The organism is Bradyrhizobium sp. 23AC (assembly GCF_054863025.1).
The window spans coordinates 117,572-136,963 of sequence record NZ_JAVAYN010000011.1 but is presented as its reverse complement, the minus strand read 5'-3'; the positions used below and the strand labels follow the sequence as shown (position 1 = coordinate 136,963).

The 19,392-nt window shown below is 59.0% G+C and carries 17 protein-coding genes; 8 read left to right on the top strand and 9 right to left on the bottom strand.

Going from position 1 to position 19,392, the window contains the following annotated elements; all coding sequences use genetic code 11:
• Window positions 1–83 precede the first annotated feature (83 nt).
• From RAD10_RS24655 to queE, 5 genes are all read left to right on the top strand, one after another.
• Window positions 84–926 (top strand): electron transfer flavoprotein subunit beta/FixA family protein, encoded by an 843-nt coding sequence (locus RAD10_RS24655; RefSeq protein ID WP_027544396.1) that lies wholly within the window; start codon window positions 84–86, stop codon window positions 924–926.
• Between the two features lie 119 nt (window positions 927–1,045).
• The gene (locus tag RAD10_RS24650; protein ID WP_027544397.1) at window positions 1,046–1,294 is read left to right on the top strand and encodes a hypothetical protein; all 249 of its coding nucleotides are present in this window, start codon (window positions 1,046–1,048) and stop codon (window positions 1,292–1,294) included.
• 711 nt (window positions 1,295–2,005) lie between these two features.
• Window positions 2,006–2,623 carry a GTP cyclohydrolase I gene (folE, locus tag RAD10_RS24645; protein WP_461619527.1) on the top strand — a complete coding sequence of 206 codons (618 nt, stop codon included), beginning with the start codon at window positions 2,006–2,008 and terminating at the stop codon, window positions 2,621–2,623.
• A gap of 2 nt (window positions 2,624–2,625) precedes the next feature.
• The gene (locus RAD10_RS24640) at window positions 2,626–3,090 is read left to right on the top strand and encodes a 6-pyruvoyl trahydropterin synthase family protein (protein ID WP_234684934.1); all 465 of its coding nucleotides are present in this window, start codon (window positions 2,626–2,628) and stop codon (window positions 3,088–3,090) included.
• Window positions 3,077–3,733 carry a 7-carboxy-7-deazaguanine synthase QueE gene (gene queE, locus RAD10_RS24635; protein WP_270163082.1) on the top strand — a complete coding sequence of 219 codons (657 nt, stop codon included), beginning with the start codon at window positions 3,077–3,079 and terminating at the stop codon, window positions 3,731–3,733. Before RAD10_RS24640 ends, queE begins: the two co-directional genes overlap by 14 nt.
• A 128-nt stretch (window positions 3,734–3,861) precedes the next feature.
• Here queE and RAD10_RS24630 read toward each other — a convergent pair whose 3' ends face one another.
• From RAD10_RS24630 to RAD10_RS24615, 4 genes are all read right to left on the bottom strand, one after another.
• A complete protein-coding gene (locus RAD10_RS24630) occupies window positions 3,862–4,302 on the bottom strand; it encodes a hypothetical protein (RefSeq protein WP_270163081.1) in 441 nt (146 codons plus the stop codon).
• Between the two features lie 173 nt (window positions 4,303–4,475).
• A complete protein-coding gene (locus tag RAD10_RS24625; RefSeq protein WP_270163080.1) occupies window positions 4,476–4,991 on the bottom strand; it encodes a hypothetical protein in 516 nt (171 codons plus the stop codon).
• Window positions 4,992–5,350: 359 nt separating this feature from the next.
• Window positions 5,351–5,878 (bottom strand): transglutaminase-like cysteine peptidase, encoded by a 528-nt coding sequence (locus RAD10_RS24620; protein WP_270163079.1) that lies wholly within the window; start codon window positions 5,876–5,878, stop codon window positions 5,351–5,353.
• Window positions 5,879–7,975: 2,097 nt separating this feature from the next.
• Window positions 7,976–8,248, bottom strand: coding sequence for a hypothetical protein (locus tag RAD10_RS24615; RefSeq protein ID WP_270163078.1), 273 nt, complete (start codon window positions 8,246–8,248; stop codon window positions 7,976–7,978).
• A 923-nt stretch (window positions 8,249–9,171) separates the two neighbouring features.
• Between RAD10_RS24615 and RAD10_RS24610 the strand changes: the two genes are divergently transcribed.
• Complete coding sequence (locus RAD10_RS24610; RefSeq protein ID WP_461619526.1) at window positions 9,172–9,591, top strand: DUF7694 domain-containing protein; 420 nt, start codon at window positions 9,172–9,174, stop codon at window positions 9,589–9,591.
• Window positions 9,592–9,715: 124 nt separating this feature from the next.
• Here RAD10_RS24610 and RAD10_RS24605 read toward each other — a convergent pair whose 3' ends face one another.
• Both RAD10_RS24605 and RAD10_RS24600 read right to left on the bottom strand, forming a co-directional pair.
• The gene (locus RAD10_RS24605; RefSeq protein WP_270172933.1) at window positions 9,716–10,387 is read right to left on the bottom strand and encodes a hypothetical protein; all 672 of its coding nucleotides are present in this window, start codon (window positions 10,385–10,387) and stop codon (window positions 9,716–9,718) included.
• Window positions 10,388–10,440: 53 nt separating this feature from the next.
• Complete coding sequence (locus tag RAD10_RS24600; RefSeq protein WP_027544405.1) at window positions 10,441–11,190, bottom strand: P-loop NTPase family protein; 750 nt, start codon at window positions 11,188–11,190, stop codon at window positions 10,441–10,443.
• Between the two features lie 692 nt (window positions 11,191–11,882).
• Here RAD10_RS24600 and RAD10_RS24595 point away from each other — a divergent pair.
• Both RAD10_RS24595 and RAD10_RS24590 read left to right on the top strand, forming a co-directional pair.
• Complete coding sequence (locus RAD10_RS24595; RefSeq protein ID WP_461619525.1) at window positions 11,883–12,128, top strand: hypothetical protein; 246 nt, start codon at window positions 11,883–11,885, stop codon at window positions 12,126–12,128.
• Window positions 12,129–13,743: 1,615 nt separating this feature from the next.
• Window positions 13,744–14,469 (top strand): helix-turn-helix transcriptional regulator, encoded by a 726-nt coding sequence (locus RAD10_RS24590; protein ID WP_027544409.1) that lies wholly within the window; start codon window positions 13,744–13,746, stop codon window positions 14,467–14,469.
• Window positions 14,470–14,746: 277 nt separating this feature from the next.
• Here the strand turns inward: RAD10_RS24590 and RAD10_RS24585 are convergent, their stop codons facing one another.
• The 3 genes from RAD10_RS24585 to RAD10_RS24575 form a co-directional block, all read right to left on the bottom strand.
• Window positions 14,747–15,925 (bottom strand): hypothetical protein, encoded by a 1,179-nt coding sequence (locus tag RAD10_RS24585; protein WP_270163077.1) that lies wholly within the window; start codon window positions 15,923–15,925, stop codon window positions 14,747–14,749.
• Window positions 15,926–16,134: 209 nt separating this feature from the next.
• Window positions 16,135–17,226, bottom strand: coding sequence for a branched-chain amino acid ABC transporter substrate-binding protein (locus RAD10_RS24580; protein WP_461619524.1), 1,092 nt, complete (start codon window positions 17,224–17,226; stop codon window positions 16,135–16,137).
• A 600-nt stretch (window positions 17,227–17,826) separates the two neighbouring features.
• Window positions 17,827–18,537 (bottom strand): MerR family transcriptional regulator, encoded by a 711-nt coding sequence (locus tag RAD10_RS24575; RefSeq protein ID WP_270172932.1) that lies wholly within the window; start codon window positions 18,535–18,537, stop codon window positions 17,827–17,829.
• Window positions 18,538–19,392 lie beyond the last annotated feature (855 nt).

Genomic DNA, 19,392 nt, shown 5'->3' with positions numbered 1-19,392 from the left:
TTACATCGACTCATGCCTTAAACCGCAAATGGTACGACATTTGCTGTGCTTTCTGTGGATTTCGAAGGTCTCTGGAGAAGCACATGCACAATGTCGTCTGCATCAAGCAGGTCCCTGATTCCGCACAGATCCGCGTGCACCCTGTGACCAACACGATCATGCGTCAGGGTGTGCCCACCATCATCAATCCTTACGATTTGTTCGCGCTCGAAGCTGCGCTCGATCTGCGCGACAAGTTTGGTGGTGAGATCACCGTCCTTACAATGGGCCCACCCTCGGCCGAGGACACTCTTCGGAAAGCCCTCACCTTTGGCGCCGATCGCGCGGTGCTGCTGACCGACCGTTGCTTCGCGGGTGCGGACACCCTGGCAACCACCTACGCACTCGCGACCGCCATCCGCAAGATCGGCAAGGATTATGGCCAGCCTGACCTCATATTCACGGGCAAGCAGACGATCGATGGCGACACCGCGCAGGTCGGGCCTGGTATCGCAAGGCGGCTTGCTGTGCAACAGCTAACCTATGTTGCCAAGATCATGACCATCGATCTCACCGCGCGCACAATCGAAGCGGAGCGGCGCTGCGAGGGCGGCACCCAGGTGCTGCGCGCAAGCCTGCCGTCGCTCATCACCATGATGGAGGCCACCAACCAGATTCGCCGTGGCGCAATGGCAGATGCTTTGCGCGCCGCTCGAGCGCCAATTGTAAAATGGAACGCCCAGGAGGCTGGCGTCGAGGATGTTTCAAAATGCGGTCTCAGGGGCTCGCCCACCGTTGTTAAACGCGTCTTCGCGCCCTCGGCGCGCGCAGAGAAGGCAGCCATCGTGGATGCTGCCGAGCAGCCGGCGCAAGCCTTGATCGACACCATTTTCAAGCAGAAGCCCAAGCTTGAAGCTGAGCTTGCCGCTCTCGCCCGAGGCTCATGACCCGGGGAGAGGTTCGGGCGATCGGCAAGGACGAGCAGCGGCCGTCGACGAGCTTACGCCGGGGCAGCGCAGGTGGGTGGACAGAGCGTTAAGCCGAAAGTTGCAGGCTACGAGTGGCGATGATCCTGCGATTCCACTGCGCCGTCGAGCATTTGGACGTGTGGAGTGCAAGCGGACATGGCTTCTCCTTCGTGATCGCTTATGCGAGCCGCGCAGGCCACGGCTTTCGCGGACGTCCCGGCTATGTGGCGTCATGGCGCCCGCTTCATCGAAGTCGTAGTGCAATCAAGATCGCTGGCTCGCCCTTCACAACGTTCGCCGACGCCGAGCAGGCCTGCAACTCGATGCTGAAGCATCTGAGAGCGTGAAGCTCAGAGCCGATGCGCTGCAATGAACGGGAGCGTCAACCACATATGGCGATTGGCCCCCACTATGTCGGTGCGAAGGCGGCTCGCACATTTGCGGCCGAGACGTTCCTTTTCTGGCGTTGCATCTTGCCTCGCCTCTTGGTTTCCACATCGAGCCGCTCGGCCGCGGACTTCAGCCCCACTTAGGGGGCGTCATGTCTCTGGCAGTCGATTGGGTCGTAGAAGAGTGGCCGTATCGTCGTATCAGTCGCCGTCGGGTCGAAGACGCCCATGTCGGGGGACGAACGCGACGGCGTATCCCATCCGCGCAAGCGGTGCAAAGCCCGTGGTCTTCTTCGGGCAACCTCGCGCAGAGTCGTATCCGGCATGCTGATTGCTAGAGATGAGAAGACCCATTTCAACAATTGCGGTCCTCGGAGCGACCACCCCAGGAGTTCATCTCAAATGTATCGAATTTGTGCATTGAAAAGCTTCGCCTGCACCGCTGACTAGCGTCCGGTCTTTGAAGTGCCCTCAATCGCAGGTTATGCCCCAAATGCCTTTTCTCCAGGCGGCCATTTCTCAGTTCTTTCGGCCGACGGATCAGATGGCGGGGGCGGATCACGCGATCGGACTGCAGATCAGTCCTCGGCGGAAACAGGGCAAAGTGTCAGGCAGGAAGTTTTGATAAGCTCAACGCAGGCAATTCGTAAACGCCTCCTCGAAGCTGGCGTGTCGTTTGCGCCAAACGCCAACATCGCAAAACACCTGCTGCCCGGTGACATTGAGGTGATACAGACCGAGGTCGAGCGGCACATGCAGGCCGTACTGGATGCCCTGGTCATCGATACCAATCACGACCACAATACGCAGGGGACCGCGAAGCGAATTGCCAAAATGTACGTGCGCGAGGTGTTTGCCGGCCGCTTTGAGGCCGCGCCCGAGGTCACGGAGTGTCAGAACGACAGCGGTCTGGATGCGGTCTACTCGCTTGGCCCTATCGCAGTACGTTCTGCGTGCGCCCACCACCTTGTCCCCGTCACCGGCCGCATATGGGTCGGTGTTCTGCCTGGTGACAAGCTGATCGGTATCAGCAAGTTTGTGCGCCTCGCCAACTGGATCTTGTCGCGACCCCACCTGCAAGAGGAAGCCACCCTCATGCTGGCGGACGATCTCGAGGGCCGTCTCAAGCCGAAGGGATTGGCCGTCGTCCTCAAGGCACAGCATCAGTGCATGGTCTGGCGCGGTGTTCGCGAAACCGGAACCATCATGACGACCAGCATCATGCGCGGAGCCTTCCGCGACAGCAAGGCAATGCGTACCGAATTTATGGCGCAGATCAAGGACTAGACGTGGCATACTTATCGACGAAGACATACGGCCATGAGGTCGGCCTATCTGCCACGTTCCGCCAGTGGCGCGCAAAGTCGCATTGTCGCCTGCTGCACGGCTACTCGTTGTCGTTTCGTTTCGAGTTCGAAGCCTACACCCTGGACGACAAGAATTGGGTCGTCGATTTTGGCGGCCTCAAAGAGCTGAGGGCGATCCTCGAAGGTACGTTCGACCACAAGACGGTCGTGGCCGCGGACGACCCCGAGCTCGAATGGTTTCGCGAAGCCGCACGGCGCGGCTTAGCAGACGTCGTTGTCCTGCCGGCAGTTGGCTGTGAAAAATTTGCCGAACACGTCTACCGCGTCGGCAGCAACTGGTTGTCGGAAAAGGGACTTGCTCCGCGTTGCCGGCTGGTGTCAGTCGAGGTGAAGGAGCACGGCGCGAACAGCGCCATGTATCGGGAGGCAGGCCGTGCTGCCGATTAACGAAATATTTGAAACCATCCAGGGGGAAGCCTGCAAGGCAGGCACGCCGTCCGTGTTCGTACGGTTGCAGGCATGCCCGGTCAGGTGTCCGTGGTGCGACACCAAGCACACTTGGTTCGTCGATTCAGAGCGGCGGGTGTCGATAGCCGACATGATGATCAAGACCGAGGACACCAACACCTGGGCCATGATGTCGCCGGAGGACGTCCTGCTCGCTGTGCAGGCGTTCAGCGCCCGGCATGTCGTGATTACGGGTGGCGAGCCCGCGCTGTACGACCTGCGGCCACTGACCACGCTGCTTGTCGGTTCCGGATTCTCGGTGCAGTTGGAGACATCGGGCACCCAAGCCATTCAGGCGCATCCCTACACATGGGTGACCGTCAGTCCGAAAGTTGGCATGCCGGGTCGGCGATCCGTTCTGGGTGAGACCTTGCTGCGTGCCAATGAGATCAAACACCCGGTGGGCAAGCCTGCCGACATCCAAAACCTGCTGAGCCTGCCTATCGAGCACGCGCTCAAGCCAGAGATATGGCTACAACCATTGAGCCAAAGCCGGAAAGCGACGGAGCTGTGCATCCGAGAGGCAACTGTACGCAACTGGCGCGTCAGCATCCAAACGCAGAAGTATATCGGCGTGCGGTGAAGCCCGCTAAAGCAAACTGTCACAAAAGTCCACGTTTGCTACCGCGGAAATAGTTGTGAATTCGGACAACTTCACCGAAAACCGGGCTCCTCGGGCAAACCGAGCAGGAGCCGGGCAACGCAAGCCGCTTATTGGCTCCTCGCAGGCGCCTTGAAGAATCCTTCCTTTGCCAGGCGAAGATGTTTGTCCAGCGTCGTGTGCAGCGACGCACGAAGCTCAAGCGGGATCGAGTCGTCTGTATCGATCAGTTCCCGAATCTTCAGAAACATGCGGTCGATTGAGGTGAGCGTTGTCGTCATTCGCCCGGGTATCATCGGTTCTTCCTTAGCAACAGCCGCCGACGTCAAGCGAATAGCCAGATATTCTGGCGGCTCAATAATCTCGGCGGTGGCAAGCCAAGCCAGCTTTCGCCGCAACCGCAAGCCTACAATCTCACGCAGCGTAAGGTTCAAGCCCTTTCGATGGCCGAGTGGAGCTTTTTTCACTTTCAAAACAACGAAATGTGCCTCCTCGCAATCACCGGCATTGAGACAAGAGGCTCCATCGTCATGGCTAACGGTCGAGACCACGTTTGCGGGCACTTCCACACGCCCCGTCAAGCTCCACAAGGCCGGGCTTCAGTTTTGCGACCGATCATCGAGTCTTGACAGACATCAGCCCGTCCGCGGATGCCAGTGCAACGAGACCCCGATCGTGTCTGGTTCCGCGGGGACGGAATGAGGTAGGGTCGAGGGAAATCGCGTCAGGAGCGTCTGATTGTCAGGCCGGCATTCTCCAGCGCCTGGAGAACCTTGCTCGCAATGGCCCGCGCGTCAGCCTGCCCCTCACCGACCAAGTCAGCCGCCAGCGTCCGGGTAATCACATCGTGCGCATCCTCACGTTTGAGCGCCTCGAGCTCGGCATATTCGCCGCAGATCTTGCAGGCGATCACCGGCCGACCGCTCCAGGGATCGTGCGTTGCAACTTCATACCATTTGTCGGCCTCACATTTCGGGCAGCGCATAGGTGAACTCTCCTGATACGGTTCAGCGTGCTCGATCCGCTTGATCTGCCCTTTCGCTCCAAACCACGCATCTCGTCTGCTGCTGCCAACAGCCCATCGCGGCTGAGAAGCCGATCTTCTCGAAATGAGTCGGGAATACGATGCGGGGGCACAGCAATGGCGAATCCGTTCCGTCGGTCTGGCGAAGGACAATCCCCACGGCACCTGCAAATAGCGGTCCGTGAGAGCGTCCGATCGGCTCTGATGTTCATTCATCGTGATCATCCATATTGTCTCGGAGCGGCCAAAAGAGGCGTGATGTCCGCCGGCTCTGCTTACGAAGCTCCGCAGATCCAAGACGCGCGACCACGCTAGGCAAATATCCAAGGGACAAGGAGAATGGATCAATCAAAACGGGCCTTGAGAGAGCGATCTCACCAGCGCGCAATGCGGTCTGATTGCAGGCGATATCGCCATAGCTGACGGCCGCCGATCAGAGCACGGACCACAGATCAGTTGCGGCGCCGGTCGGAGACCGACCGGTGGCGCGCTGAACGAAGTCACCCCGGGGTTCGATCATCTGCAGTGCGCCCGTGGCGCTAGCCGGGACATTTCCGATCTCCTCCGTGAGGCGCTTACTCGCCGCGCTGCGCGATAGTACGCCAATATCGCGGAGCGCCTGGCGACTGAACTCGAACCCAGCGATAGGGAACACGCGACCACGATCGGATCTGCGGGGTCAGATTGTCCAGCACGAGGTCGCCGCTCTTAGTCCGTACCACCAGAACCAGATGATGTTGGCCCGAGGCGGTCACGACCTCGGCGAGCAACAGCGCTCGCGGCGGCCATCCACGCTGTAGAAGCTTGTGGCGCTTGCTGACGGCGTAGTCGTTGCAGTCACCGCGCTCCGGATCAATGAGCCAGGTTTCCACCGCGGGACCGGGTTCACTGGCTTCCGGGATAATGGCGCTGTTCACGGTCCGGTTGGCTTCTTTCAAATCTGCCCACCGCGCCTCGGTCAGGAGGACCGGACCGCCGCGAAACAGGAGGCGGAGGCGGCATTCATCCTGATAACGCAGGCAGAACATGGTGTATGCCATAGGAGCGAGCGCCGGACGGTCAAGCTTGAGGTGCGGAGACGCCGACACCGCGAACGCCGGCATACCCGACGATCTCTGATCGGCCGATCGAGCGGTCGTCATCGTTTGAGAGACCATTGTGGCGGCTGCGACTGCAGCCGGGATTAACGTCCTGCGCATGCTGTAGCTGACGGACGACCGATCGGACCCGAGGTCACGAGCACGAAACGACCGATCAACGGCGGCGGAGCTACGAGGCGCAGTGACCCGAGGAACGCCATCATCCAAAGGGTCTGTCGTCCGCAGCACGTCTGTGACGCCGCGGTCCGCCAGTCATGCGCAGGTCCACTCCGTACCGGCAGCCCGTGCGCCGTCCTCCCGAAACTGCAAGACATGTGCAACCCCCTGTGACTGCGCGGGAAGAGATCGAGGGCGAGCAAAGGCCCGCCCGCCTGATCCGAAAACCGTACAATCTGACGCCACGTGCGATTCAAGCCCCCATGAACGTCGTGCGAGCGTGTTCGGGCTCACGCCGTTCCGCGGACAATTCGCTGCGCAGAAGTCGTCACCAGATCCTGGTCCGCAGGGCGGCCCACCCGCCGACGACTCTTCACTTGTCAGCGCGGAGAGTCCGTTCAGACAACCGGGACCCGCGCGTTTCGTCTCAAGCATTTCCGCCAACGATCTTCGTCAATAACGTCCGCGCTGACCGAAAATGGCGCCGCTTCCCATATTGAAGATATTGTGACCTACGCCCGAGAAGTTCCTACGTATCAGCACGGATGTTGGACGCCGCTTCACCTGGTCTAGCGGTTGCATATCCACTTCCATGAAGCGCAAAGGCCCATCGAGCGGTCCAACACACTGGCGGCAGCGAGCTCAAGCGACGCTCGCCAAGGCGGAGTCATTCGATTGTCCAAAGTCAAAGGCCAAGCTGCTTAAAATCGCCGAGGAATATCAAAAGCTGGAACGGTGGGCCGACGAGCGGGAAAGACTAAGAAGAGCTGCCGATGAGGAGCAATGACTATCTTCAATTCGGGTGGCATTCCGAGAAGATCTCTCTCGGCTCTGGCCCGCAGCATTTGAAGTGACCTCGACCCATGCGCCCGCACCCCTAACACCCCGCGCCCATGCTCCGCACGTCGCCTTCGATCTCCGGAATTTGAAGGATGTCTCACCGACTCGAATTCGATGGATCTTTTAAGTGGATCTAGCAATGCGACGACAACGCGTGCTGTCGCCCAGCGGCATCGAACTAGACGTTCGGATAGGCTCGCATACCCGGAAGTGAGCGCGCGCGTCACCCCCGCCCATCCTGAGACGCGACGGATCATCGCGGCAGCCTTCAGGGTGGCACGTGTTTTGCTGAAGCCTTCTGAGGGGAAAGGCTCTCCAGCGCCTATGCCTCGCCGGCCCGACGCGCCTTTTTACCCGGCAAGGCGCGTCGGGCTTTTTCGTGCTGCTCAGCCGAGAGACGCACAATGAGCTGTATCAACCAGCATGCGACATCCCTGGCCGTGTTGAACATCGACGCACGTCGTATCGGGTTCGTAGAACTTCGGACGTTGTCGGGCAGGCGAGACATAGACCTTCATGCAGGAGTACCGACGACACCTCGCGGCACACATTCAATGATCGTCGCGAAACCTCTCTGCCAATTTCCGCGGCACATCATTTGCAACAATCATCGTGGGCATGGACGTGGGCTCCCTCAGCGGCACGTCGATGCCCCCAACCTCGCCAGGTTGGGCCCGACGCACCTCCAGCCTGCTCCGAGGGCGTCGGGCTTTTTTATGTTGAGACACTGCGATCGTTTTCATCCTTGCTATCGACCGCCGACCTCTTGGGACCAGGGCGCGGCACGTGCCGAGCAGTGCTGCGGCTCAGGATCCATCTTCCAGTAGCGGGGCTGAATGTCCCAAGACGGTAATCGTGGTCGCCGAGCGAAGATGAACGCCGACAAGCCCGAGGCGGGTGAGGCGGTCCATCCCGACGCCGCAAAAGAGGCTCGTGCGCAACTGTCGTCGGAAGATTTCCGCATTCTCCTGGTACTTGGCTAGTCCAAGAGTCGGCACAGGCTTACCGCTGCGGCAAGACTCGCCGCGATGAACGCCTCAGGACTGTCAGCGCAGTAAGCGATAAGCATGGCCCACAAGCTTACCGAAAACGCGATGGCCCACTTCACTTGTATCTGTCTTTGGCGCGGGCGAGGCTCGGCGAGCCGGGTCGTCGGCGCATTAAGCGCAGCACGCACCTGTGGCGGATTGCAGTCGCCCATCGAAAAACCCCGGCAAGCCCGTAGATGCTCATCCAGACAAGCGCGGCGAAAATTGCCGCAAGCGACCAAAGTTGTCGCGTGCCCGACTTCAGGGGGAGATCACAACGCGCCGCTCGCAGCGCGTCCTGCGCGTTGATCAGGCGTCGTCTTGGTTCACGCCAGTGCATCATCAGCACTCATCTATCCCTAGTGAATCGAGGCGAGCGTCGCATCCGCGCGAAATCGGATGTCACCATGCCCAGGCGAAACGGCCCGATGCTCCCAAATTGAAGATCGGAGCGGCCAACGCCCGGCCGACCTCATCGACAGCCGATTGGGACGTTAAGCCAAGCCTAGCTCTGGCCAATCTCCGGACTGGTCGAGGCAGGTATCGGTTCGATCGTGATTGCGACGACCGTCAAGTGCATCTCGGACAATTGCCAAGCCGCGAGTCGTCCGCGTGTTGATCTGCGTGGGTTGACCAAGTGTCATCGAAAGATCCCGCGTTGGTGGGCTGTGCGCAAGCGCTCGCTGCCGCATATTCCGCTCAGCAATTGGCGTGCCGCAGGAAGCGGTGCTGTAGGCGTTCGTTGACGCAAGAAAGCCTAGGGTTTGGCGTCGCCGCGGCAAATGGTGTCGCGCTTAGGGTCCGGTTTCCGACATCTTCGTCACGAACCGGACCTGAATGCTAAGCGGTGCGCAGGCGGTCTTTTCCGTTTGCGTCAACCAAACTCATGTGAGGCAATATCGGAGTTGCTCGAATCCCGCGGTTTGGAGTCCGCAACATCTTGGATTGACGCGCTCGCAGCCCATGATTCGGTTCTTGCTCCACGCGTCCCAGCGGGGATATTCGAATCTGAAGCTGCCCAAGGTCTTTCGGAATGCGTCCCTGAACGCCACTTTCCCACAGACTGGTCATTCGAGAGAGAGTGATGCAGCGACGAATGGCGAGCGCGAGCTTGATTGACCTGACGAACTCAACGGCTGCGGCCACATAGATGACGTATTGGGATTGTTTCAGGCTGACCTATGTGCGGTAGCATTGGGTGAAGTCGATGAAGCACCGGCGAAACCTTCGTGTGCGCCGACTTCAGATGAGTTGAAAAGCCAAGGAGGACGCGTGAGAGCGCAGATCATAGATAGATTGGAGGCCGGCCGCGTACAGCATGGGCAGTTCGCCAGCGCGCCAGGGTCAGGTCCTTGTGGTCTCTTTTTTGTTCAAGGACCTTGCGGCTGTAAACTGCAGATCGCAGCATTGGTCCGTCCGGGATGGGAGCACGTCTCCGTCTCGACGCCGCGGCGTTGTCCGAACTGGGAAGAGATGTGCTTCGTCAAGGACCTGTTTTGGGATGAAGAGGAATGCGTGATGCAGCTGCACCCGCCATACTCGCAATATGTGAACAACAGCAGGTACTGCCTGCACCTCTGGAAGCCCATTCGTGAGAATATTCCAAGGCCACCGGCATCCTTCATAGGCGTCGTCGGCCTCGGACCGTCCGAGGCCGCGTCGCTGGTGGCACAAATGAGAGAACGATCGTGATCGGATGTGTGCGGTTGGCACCTGGCCCAATGCACCCGGACGCTGGACCTCGTCGGTCCACGTCTCCTATTTCAAGATGGAAAGGGCCCGTCGACTGCACGGGTCAGCGACTCATTGCTTGGCCTCAAAATGAGCGCGCCGGCATGAGGCTCAATTCGAGGTCTCGGAACAGGGTGTAATTCCGCCGAATCCATTGATGCAGCTCCGTGGTCGAATCCTTCTCGTGGCGCAAATACCCCGTAAAGGAAAACGTCAGGCGATCGATATAGGTCTTCAAAAATTGCGGCAGTGCGAAGATGCGCAGCACTGGAGCGCGGTCCATTGCTTCGGGCAACTCGCCGCGCAGCACGAACTGATTATGGACGGTGATCAGCGCTGGTGCCCGGATCTGGTGCCGCAACACCTCATAGCTCCTTGAGGAGACGCGATCGGCGCTCCCGACAAATAGGATGATTGGTGCAACCTGGTTGCGTACCGCCTCCCTCATGAACCCAATCTCGATGCACATTTTGAAGAACTCGTCGAATGCGTGGAAACCGAGATCAATCACCTTCGCGACCCCGTCGTCCAGGATGAGCCGGTCCATCAACTGCATTTTGCCCCAAGTGTCTGTCACATCTGCCGTCTCGGTAATTGTGGGCAGGTAATCGACCAGCGACGGCTCCCTCAAACTGATGTCGAAGGAGAGCACCGATCCGTTCTTGAGCAACAAGAACTCGCTCAAGAGCCGCGCGATCAGAGTCTTGCCGACCTGCAGGCCGGGAGAGCAGATGATGTAGACCGGCGTGGGCGGCATCTCCAGCGACATCACACGACTTCGTATATTCCCCAAGGTGCATACCAAAAGGGCTACGTTTCACTGCTGCGGGGCCTTGATGTGGCGCCAGTCACATCGGTCAAATTGATGCGGTCATACTCGGACCAGACGTTGGCCAGCCAGTGCCGGACATAGCCCCGCAGCACAAAGGAGTAGTTCGCGATCTCATCGAGCGGTCCCTTGTTTGCGACGAAGTTCACGAACGAAACGGAAGCGACCTCGACCTGCTCATACGCCATCTCGTTGAGTTTCGGAATCGTCAGTTCGGTGGCGCCCTTGATGCGGCGAAAATACGAGTCGTAAGTCGACTGATCCCATTGGAAGAACTGGGTATCATTTATGAAATTTTTGACGAGGAAGTATTTCGCGCCGTTCATGAAATTGGAAGTTTCGGCGATCTCGTCCAGAGAGGCGATCGAAGGGCCAAGGATATGAAAGACGGCAAAGGTGATCTGACCAGACTTTACTGAATCCAGGAACCCGATGTCCCGCAACGAGTTCAGAGCGACCGATAGCAAACCTGCGCGGACGTCGATCACGGTGACCGATAGCCCGGCGTTCAGGGTGTCGAAGATCCTCATCTGGTCTGCCGTCGTCGTCATATCGACGATCTCAGTGATGTCGGAATGAAAGCGCTTCAGCGTACCTCGCGGTGACTCCGTGTCAAAGGCGCGGGTCTGCACCTTGTTCACGCTGAAATAGTCCAGAAGCGTCCGACATACGGTCGTCTTGCCGACCCCACCCTTGTCCGCGCCCACCACAATCACAACCGGCTTCGCCATCGAATTCCCTTTAAGACACGCGCTATGCCAACCGCGAGGCGCGATCGACAGTCTTTGCTTTAGACGTGAACATGGCAGAAAGAAGAGGTCGTCGAAGTTTTGCAAATTTATGCGAGCGAGGTCTGACGTGGCAGCGCTCTACGTCAGGTTTGCGGCCATCTAACAGCTCGGAGAATCCGGACTGCGGCCGTCGTCGTCGATCTGACGTGACGTCAGGTTTGAACTCGGAACGCCAGGCACGTTCGGCGTCTATCGCGTATGGGCAATAGAGAGCCAACGGTGGGGCGTCACATGCCGCCTGCTCGCTTGCAGGCGAGGGGACCACGCAGAGATATCTTGGGCAAAACGAGAGCGGTCGCGAAAGCTAGACAAACTGGATCGGCGGCAGGACCAGCTTGGCCGAAAGAGGGCATCGTGCCTCGGTCGAATCAAGAGAGCGAGCTTTCGACTGAAGTGTTACCTTGATGGACGTGTCGACGGCTTTACAGTTGAGCGACATTGCGTAGCCAAGTGTGCAGCATGAGCGTCGACATAAGCCACCGCGGGGTTGTGAAATGAGCGCACATCATGCTAGGGCCGTCGCAAGGCTGGCGCCGCCGCAGGACGGTTCGCTGTTTTGTCGGTCATAACTTGGCCGTCAATTCGCGAGATGACGTTTGCGGGCGGGCCAACAGCTGAAAGAAGGAAGAGGGGTGAGTCAGGCTGAAATGGATGTCGTCGAACACATGCTCGCCTCGCTAACTACATGCGCGCTTCAGACCCGGGTTGCCCCCAGTAACGAACAGGTTGCGCATCATTTCGAGCTCGCCTGCAAGAGAGTTGGACTCCTTGTTACGCCGGCGTCTGCCATTCGAATCTTCAAGCGCCTCGCGCACGAGGTTCAGAAGGCAGAGTCGATTCTGGAATTCGTCGGTCCTAATACCGGTGAGTTGCAATGAACAACCAATAGAGTTGATGTGAGTTTGCGAGCGGAGTCACTGTCCGTGCACGCAAAAGCCCTCGGCGTACGTCGGATGTAAACGGCGCCGAGGGTGTTGCTCGCGGGTCGCGCATTTGGATTATGGCGCATTCCCGTTTGGCGCGAGGTAACGTTCCAGGATGACGCGATGCTGGTCCGCGGCACAATCCCCGTCGTCACACTTTCTGTATCTGGTGCAACGCAACCGGGCCTGTTGGCAGCAACCATTGCGACGTTTGGTCCGCCGCGTGACACACGATCGCGGCTTGATAAGCCCAATCGAGGAGTAGTGCCGCTTCAGATTGCCAGCGCGTCACGCCAAATTGTCGGAAACCGCGCAGGTCGGCGACAGCTCGTTCCTCGTGCGATGAGCACCGGTCTATCATACAGATCTTGAAGGTAGCGGCCATTCAGCCGCGTGTGTCGTCCAGCATCCAGTCAAGGCGAGCTGGCCGACGATCCGCAAGTCGACCAGCCAACGGCTGAGTATGCAGTGCCATCGAGGGGGAGCGCGATCGCTGATCGCAACGCAGAGCATTGGTGCCGGACCGGGATGTTCGATGGTTGTTGGCTGGAACTGAAACGGCGCCCGCTCTGGCGGTCGGCCGCGCTCAGCAGCTCTCGACCATAGGCTTCGCCGCGCATGGGATTACAGGGGCGCCCCTTGTGCGCCTGCCTTGTGCCGCAGACAGGCTACGTATCTTGTTGTTGGCGGCAGCTTTGCTGACCTGCAAATGTCGCTTCTGTAGCAAAGCGCAGTGTCGCATTCGGACGAATGTCCGAGTTGCTTCGATCCTCCGACCCGCCGAACGACCGACGAGTGGCGCAACACACGGCTTTCAGACGTGAATGCATGACTGCCGGGAATTGGTACGACACTTGCTGTCCTAAGGGTCAGCTCGGAAGTTCCGGAGTCCCGCATGCACCGTTTCGTCTCGATGAAGCAAAGTTGCAACTGCGCGCGGGTCCGCGTGCGACGAGCTGAAACGCTTGGTCATTGGCGCTTGAGATGGCATGCGGTTCTTGTGCGAGGTTCTCGTCTTCGGCAACGGCCATCTCGTGCGGCTCGCCGAGGGCGTCTTCACCAGCATCGAACAAAGAGAGCGGAAGCGCTTTGCTCTACCGTGGATCCGGGTTGCGGAAACGCAAATAGGCATCCCGAGGCTCCGCCACCGCTATGGCGCCTGCGATTGCACAACCGCACTCTTTTAGAAGTCGGTCATCCTCAACTCAGCGAGGAGCTCGCCGGCAGTCCGATAGCGGCCACTCTCACTGTTCATGATAGCCGGCCCTGCGCGCTGCGACGAGCCGAATCGCAGCTGTCCACACGACAGTTAAGACGTGGCGGGCTTAATCCGTCGACACGCGTCCGCGGCCTTCTCGACTCGTCGCTGCTTCGAGGCGCCTATCCCTTCCGAGCGCGTTTCGGGAGAGCTTACCCAGCTCTGGAACTGCGTGCCGCAGCGCTCGAGCGCTCGCATTGCAAGGACGCCAAGCCCAACGGTGAGGGCGAGTGAACGACGCCCGCCCTCACCAAGCTCTGCGCGCAATGACGCAGTACGACTTTTGGGCCGTGGGGCCTCGTGAGGCGCTACATGGATCTTTTCAATTTCATCGAATGCGCCAAGGCAACTCACTCAATCAAGGTCTTGTTCGACCTTCTCGTAAGCTGTGCGAGCGAGAAAGGCTTCAGTGAAGTCGCTTATGGAGCCCTCACTTTCGCGGAGGCATGTGGTCTGCCTGAATATCTGCCCTCCGGGGTAACGGTAACCTTCCCGTCCGATTGGTGCGGCCGGTACGTTGAACGCAAGTACCGTGTCATCGATCCGGTGGTACGACGGGCGCCAACGCTTTCGCGGCCGTTCCTGTGGGATCAACTTGCCAAAAAATGTCAATTGCAACCCAGCGAGCAGCGCGTACTCGCAGAAGCCAAAGAGGCGGGTCTGAAGCACGGTATGAGCGTGCCGTTGTACGGACCATTGGGCCAAGTGGCTCTGGCATCCTTTGCATCCCCGTTCGACGATGCTGATCCGCAGTGCCAGATGAGTCATCTCAACGTACTGGCCTGGCACTTCCACATTGCCCTTGCGGAGATCTCGCGGCCCTCCGCTAGTGGCTCAAATTGCGAAGTTGCCCTGTCTGAGCGGGAAAAAGATTGCTTGCGATGGGTGGGAGAGGGCAAGTCCTCCTGGGAAATAGGCAAGATACTCGAGGTGAGCGAGAATACAGTCAACTTCCATCTCAAGAACGCGATACGAAAGCTCGGGACTTCGAACCGGACCCACGGAATTGCAAAGGCCATTCGCCAAAACCTCATTTGAATGGCCGGCCCCCCCTGCACCGACCGGATCATTCGGTAAGGGACGACCGGCCTGGCCGGGATGTGCAACCCACAAACGTGGACTTCGCCTCGAGTCGCACGTCGCCGTGGCGAACTGTGCCCGTGAGCGGGCAATTTCGCAGCTTCCTTACCGCCAAGGAAGGGTTAAGCGGACGCCGAGTGTTTCAGCAAGCAGGGGCTTAGGTTCGCACGGGCAGTGACGGATCAGTCCTGATCGTGCCTGCGCAGACAAGGCTGGGCGGCGGTCCAAACCGCTGTCATTTCTGGGGTGGCGGCAAGGTCATTCCCGCGTTGGTCCAGCTACCAAATATCGGTCCTGACAGATCCTTCGGCACACCGATCAGCACGCCAATGGGACCTGCGTGGCCGTGGCGATAAGCCACGACCACAGACCGATCATCGCTAGAGGTAAACTGGAATGTCCCGGTAAAATGTCGACTTCGCAACACCGCAATGTTTGTGCTCCGACACAATGGGCAGCTGGTTGGCGGAGGACCGGCGGCCTCGCGGCCAGAAATCGGTGCAGTCGATTCGATCAACTCAGATCGCTTGGAGAAGTTGTCGAGTTCCCCTCGTTCGGGAGCGCTGATCGTACCGGCGTCGGCCTTCAAGTTGAGGTCATACATCCGATCGATCTCCGCGTCGCGCTGCTGACGCATCTGCATCGCCGCACAATGCGCAGCTTGTGCTTGCTGTTGCTGCTCGGTGAGTTGGGCCAGCCGCAAGTTGTCGCCGTTATCCGCGGCTCGCTGAATCTCATCTGCCAGAAAGCCTTGACTGGCATGATAACGTCGATCCGCATCCTGGCGTCGCATCATCTCGTCCAGCAGCTCGGGGGCGAGATCGTTCATCTGCCGGACTTTGCTCTCGCTAACATATGTCTCGCTGCCTTGTGCGTCGACATAGATGAGGCTCGAATAGACCGGTGCCGCTTCAATCGTCCACACGGGAGGATACGGTCCGTCAACGAACCCGAATACTGTGTCGTTTAAGGTCCCGCCGCCCACGTAGTAGTGAGCCGGTGTCTCCCGATACTCGAGTTCGTGTTGCGGTGCTATGCCGTTCGAGCCACGATGGTCGATGACGTCTTCGATGAACAGCACGCCAGGCGTACCCGGATGCGCGTCAATATATCTCTTGGCTTGTTCGTAACGAAGAGTGCGACGCTGCGACGTTTGTGGCGCGGGTCCATATACGTCCGCCAGAAACGTGACGGTCGCGTCAATGGACCCAAACTCCGCAGTATCAGTCGGAACTGGGGTTGGAGCCTCTGGCGTTTCAAATGGCTTCCTTGCAGACATTGCTTGGGGCGATCGATCATCAGCCTCACCTGGCGCGGCATGTTCCTCCACCGCGGCAAGCAGGTGGGAATCTTGAGCACTGGCTTGAGCTTGAGCGAGAACAAGCATGCTACAAGCTACAAATATCTTACGCATTGGAGAGCCTCCGTTTTGGTGTGGTGCAGCCCAGGTCAACAAGCGCGGAGAACCGCACCAGTTGACCAGCTGGCTCGACTAGTGAGAGTGCCGAGGAAGTCCCGTTAGGGGGTGGGAAAATCACGAGCGTGCGCTCGTCCCCTTGACATGTGCATCAGGGTATCGGGCGGCTGAATGAACCCATCGAACCGTGATGAGTTGCGATCAATTCACTCGGCCTGTTCGGCGATATTGTCTTGCCAACGGTAGACACTGAAGCCGGGAGCCGAATTGTCGCCCTTGGCGTCGAACCGGACGGCACCGATCACCGTGTCAATTGGCTGCGAACGAAGCGCAGCTGCCACTTTCGATGAATCAAAAGTGCCGGCGCGCTTTGCGGCCTTCGCCCATGCCTGCACAGCCGCATAGGCGTAAAGCGAATAACCTTCCGAAGACCGGTTGGAGGCCTTGAGATGTGCCACGGCGCTCGCCGCCTCAGCATTCTTGGTGGGATCCGGCATAAAGGTGAACAGTGTTCCGTTTCCGGCTTTGCCCGCGATCATCGAAAAATCGTGGGTCATCAGAGGATCATTGGCCATCACGGTCATACCTGCACCTGCTTCTGAGGCCTGACGCACGATCAGCCCGATCTCATTGTAGTAGCCGCCGATGTAAGCAAGTTTGATTCCGTCCGCTTTCATCCTCGAAACCAGGGCCATGTAATCCTTCTCCCCGGCCACGTAACTTTGTCGCTTCACATCCGATATCCCAACCTCCCGAAGATGAGCCGCAACGACATCGGCGATGCCTTTACCAGCGGTGCTCCTGTCGTCAAGGATGGCAATCTTGGTGTTGGGGAAATGCCGTCGGATATATTCGGCCGCCACGACACCCTGCTGGTCGTCGCGCCCACAGATTTGAAACACGGATTTGATGCCACGCTCTGTGAGCGCGGGATTGGTGGATCCTGGTGATATCTGAATAAGTTGCGCCTCGTCGTAAACGTTGGAAGCCGGTATCGACGAGGAAGAACAAAAGTGGCCAACAACCAACTTGACCTGATCTGATGCAAGCCGATTGGCGACTACGACCGCCTGCTTGGGATCGCACGCGTCGTCGGCGACGCTAGTTCCTGGAAGGAGGCCTGACGCATTCAGATCATCGACGGCGGCAGCAGCACCGTCCCGCATCTGCGCTCCAAGCGCGGCATTGCTTCCAGTCATCGGTCCTGCCACAGCAATATTGACGTCGGCCGCAGATGCAACGGACATCAAAGCAAGGAGTGGAATAGCTGCGAGAGAAATGGCGCCATGGATTGACATTATGAGAGTCCATGCGGGCTTGAGTTTGTGGCTGGTTTTGCCTTGAAAAATTTTTGCTGAGGCGTCGAATAATGACAGCCGTCGGACCGGCGGCCCTTGCTGTGAGCCGTTCTCCGCCCGGTGCTCGCGCGCGTGCCGTGGTAAGCGAAAGATGGGCCGAAGGATGCCCCAAAGATCCCTTCTTCCGGCAGGCACTCGGACAGGGTCAGACGAAAGCTGGCTCGAACCGCACTCGCGGTCGGCGCAAACGCGCTGATCAGACTCTGGTAGCGCCATAACGATCCTTCATTGCTTGTCGAACGCCGAGAACGCAGCTTGGAAAACCAGGCGTACGGGGCCAGGGCAACCCTCGCCCGTGAGAGCGTTCCGCGCGTGAATCCGGTATCAGCCAGATTCCATCGTACAATCTGACGTTACGTCCGATTCAAGCCTGTTCGAGAGACGCATCTCTCGAGGTCGCGAGCGGTTCTCGTGGAAGGAGCGACAGCAACTAGGTTGATGGGGAGGCACGGAAGGAAGAGGCCGAGCCGGAAACGCAGCAGTCGCGACGTGCGGCCGCCAATCATTTAAATGAAGGACGCATCTGAATCGGCGGCTGCGTCAGTACCTGTCCTGCAATGCGGCCATTGCGAGATCAAGGTACTGCATCAGGCTGTGGTTCCAGCCGGCCAGGTTGCGCGGCGTGCTCAGTCGCGCAAGAACTTTCAGCATGGTTGAGGCCGCCGGGTCGGTTCCCGCAATTTCTGTGATGAGCGCGCGCGCCTTCAGCGCCACGGAAGCGGCCCGCTCGCTGCAAGGGTGCTCGCCACGATCGACACAATCGCGCAACTCATCCCGGATCTTTCGCCAGCGCTCTTCTCGATCAGCGCCGAGCGCGCACGTGCATCGCGGAGTCTGGGGGCGCGCTTCAGCGCGCGAAGCTGCATTCAGAGCAGCAGGCAGCTCATGCATGCTGACTTGCGTGTCAGAGTCCGTCGTCATGTTACGCAAACGATCCCGCAACTGGGTCGTGCGCGTGACCTGAAGTTCAATTTGCTCCAAATGCTTGCGCAGGAGGTCAGTAAGTGACGTCTTTCCTCCCATTGCCGTGCGAATATCATTCAGCGAGAAGCCGAGCTCGCGCAGCGCTCGAATTTGCGACACTCGTTGAATGCTTTCGCGTTCGTACATTCGATGACCGCCGTCCGTGCGTTCGGACGCGCTGAGCAGACCCGTGTGCTCGTAGTGATGCAGCGTGCGTACCGTTACCCCGGTAGCCTCCGCAAGTTCTCCAATGCGCCAGCGACGCCTTCGTGGTGTAGCTTTGATCATGATGTTCAATTGGCAAGCCTACAACCTGACGTCACGTGAGAATCAAGCTACTTGAATTAGCTGGTTGGGCAGTCGTCCATTCTGGCGCAAGCAGGCTGGCTCTGCTCCGATCGCCGCTCAACCGAGTGGGCAGATGGTAGGGCGTCGAGCAGGAGCATAAGGGACGCCAAGCCGGATTGGCTTGCTGCTGTACGCTCCAAAACAAGTTTGGCGATTGTGATCCGGTTTTCAGGCGTTCGCATAGATGCCGGCAATGACGCGATGGCTTTATCAAAGATCGCGCCGAGGACCGTGAGATCTTCCGGATCGTAGACACCACTATACTGCAGCAATGTTCGGCTCCCTGTTTGTGATCGTTAGCTGGCCGAGGCGCTTGACCGCGCCGTTGGGCGAAAAGACGACAGAGCGGCGCCGTTCAGCGAGGAAGGCGCGATACGCACTCAAGTGACGCGGTTGTGCAACAGCGACGGACTTGCCTTGCCTGAAATCCAGGCAGCCGATGCCAGACGAATCTGAGCAATCGAATGCTCTGCGGAATCCCCAGCTGACTGGTGCGCGAAACTGACGGCGAACTGTTCGGGTCAGCGCATCGCGGCGCCTGAACGATCACCGCGAGGGCCGGCGGTGCGCGGTGATGGCAAGCGAGAAGACCGATGAGGGCGGGTGGTTTGCGGCCCGTCATTGAGGGAGAGCAGGCGCTCATTTGCGCGAGGGGTGAACGACTTTCGAACTATCATTCCCGTGCCATGCGGATACCGGAGCGGGATCACCGGCTGATATCTGCGCGGTGGTGAGTTCAGGGGGACACCGGCTGGCGCAGGCGCGAGGCGGCTTTCGCATGATCTGGAACGAGAT

What these genes read in the sequence shown, in the direction of transcription:
- RAD10_RS24590 (WP_027544409.1), top strand. Translation starts at nt 13,744, where the DNA reads ATGGATCTTTTCAATTTCATCGAATGCGCCAAGGCAACTCACTCAATC.
- RAD10_RS24620 (WP_270163079.1), bottom strand. Translation starts at nt 5,878, where the DNA reads ATGCCGGCGTTCGCGGTGTCGGCGTCTCCGCACCTCAAGCTTGACCGT.
- RAD10_RS24605 (WP_270172933.1), bottom strand. Translation starts at nt 10,387, where the DNA reads ATGCCGCCCACGCCGGTCTACATCATCTGCTCTCCCGGCCTGCAGGTC.
- RAD10_RS24655 (WP_027544396.1), top strand. Translation starts at nt 84, where the DNA reads ATGCACAATGTCGTCTGCATCAAGCAGGTCCCTGATTCCGCACAGATC.
- RAD10_RS24580 (WP_461619524.1), bottom strand. Translation starts at nt 17,226, where the DNA reads ATGTCAATCCATGGCGCCATTTCTCTCGCAGCTATTCCACTCCTTGCT.
- RAD10_RS24575 (WP_270172932.1), bottom strand. Translation starts at nt 18,537, where the DNA reads ATGATCAAAGCTACACCACGAAGGCGTCGCTGGCGCATTGGAGAACTT.
- RAD10_RS24600 (WP_027544405.1), bottom strand. Translation starts at nt 11,190, where the DNA reads ATGGCGAAGCCGGTTGTGATTGTGGTGGGCGCGGACAAGGGTGGGGTC.
- RAD10_RS24625 (WP_270163080.1), bottom strand. Translation starts at nt 4,991, where the DNA reads ATGAATGAACATCAGAGCCGATCGGACGCTCTCACGGACCGCTATTTG.
- RAD10_RS24650 (WP_027544397.1), top strand. Translation starts at nt 1,046, where the DNA reads ATGATCCTGCGATTCCACTGCGCCGTCGAGCATTTGGACGTGTGGAGT.
- RAD10_RS24585 (WP_270163077.1), bottom strand. Translation starts at nt 15,925, where the DNA reads ATGCGTAAGATATTTGTAGCTTGTAGCATGCTTGTTCTCGCTCAAGCT.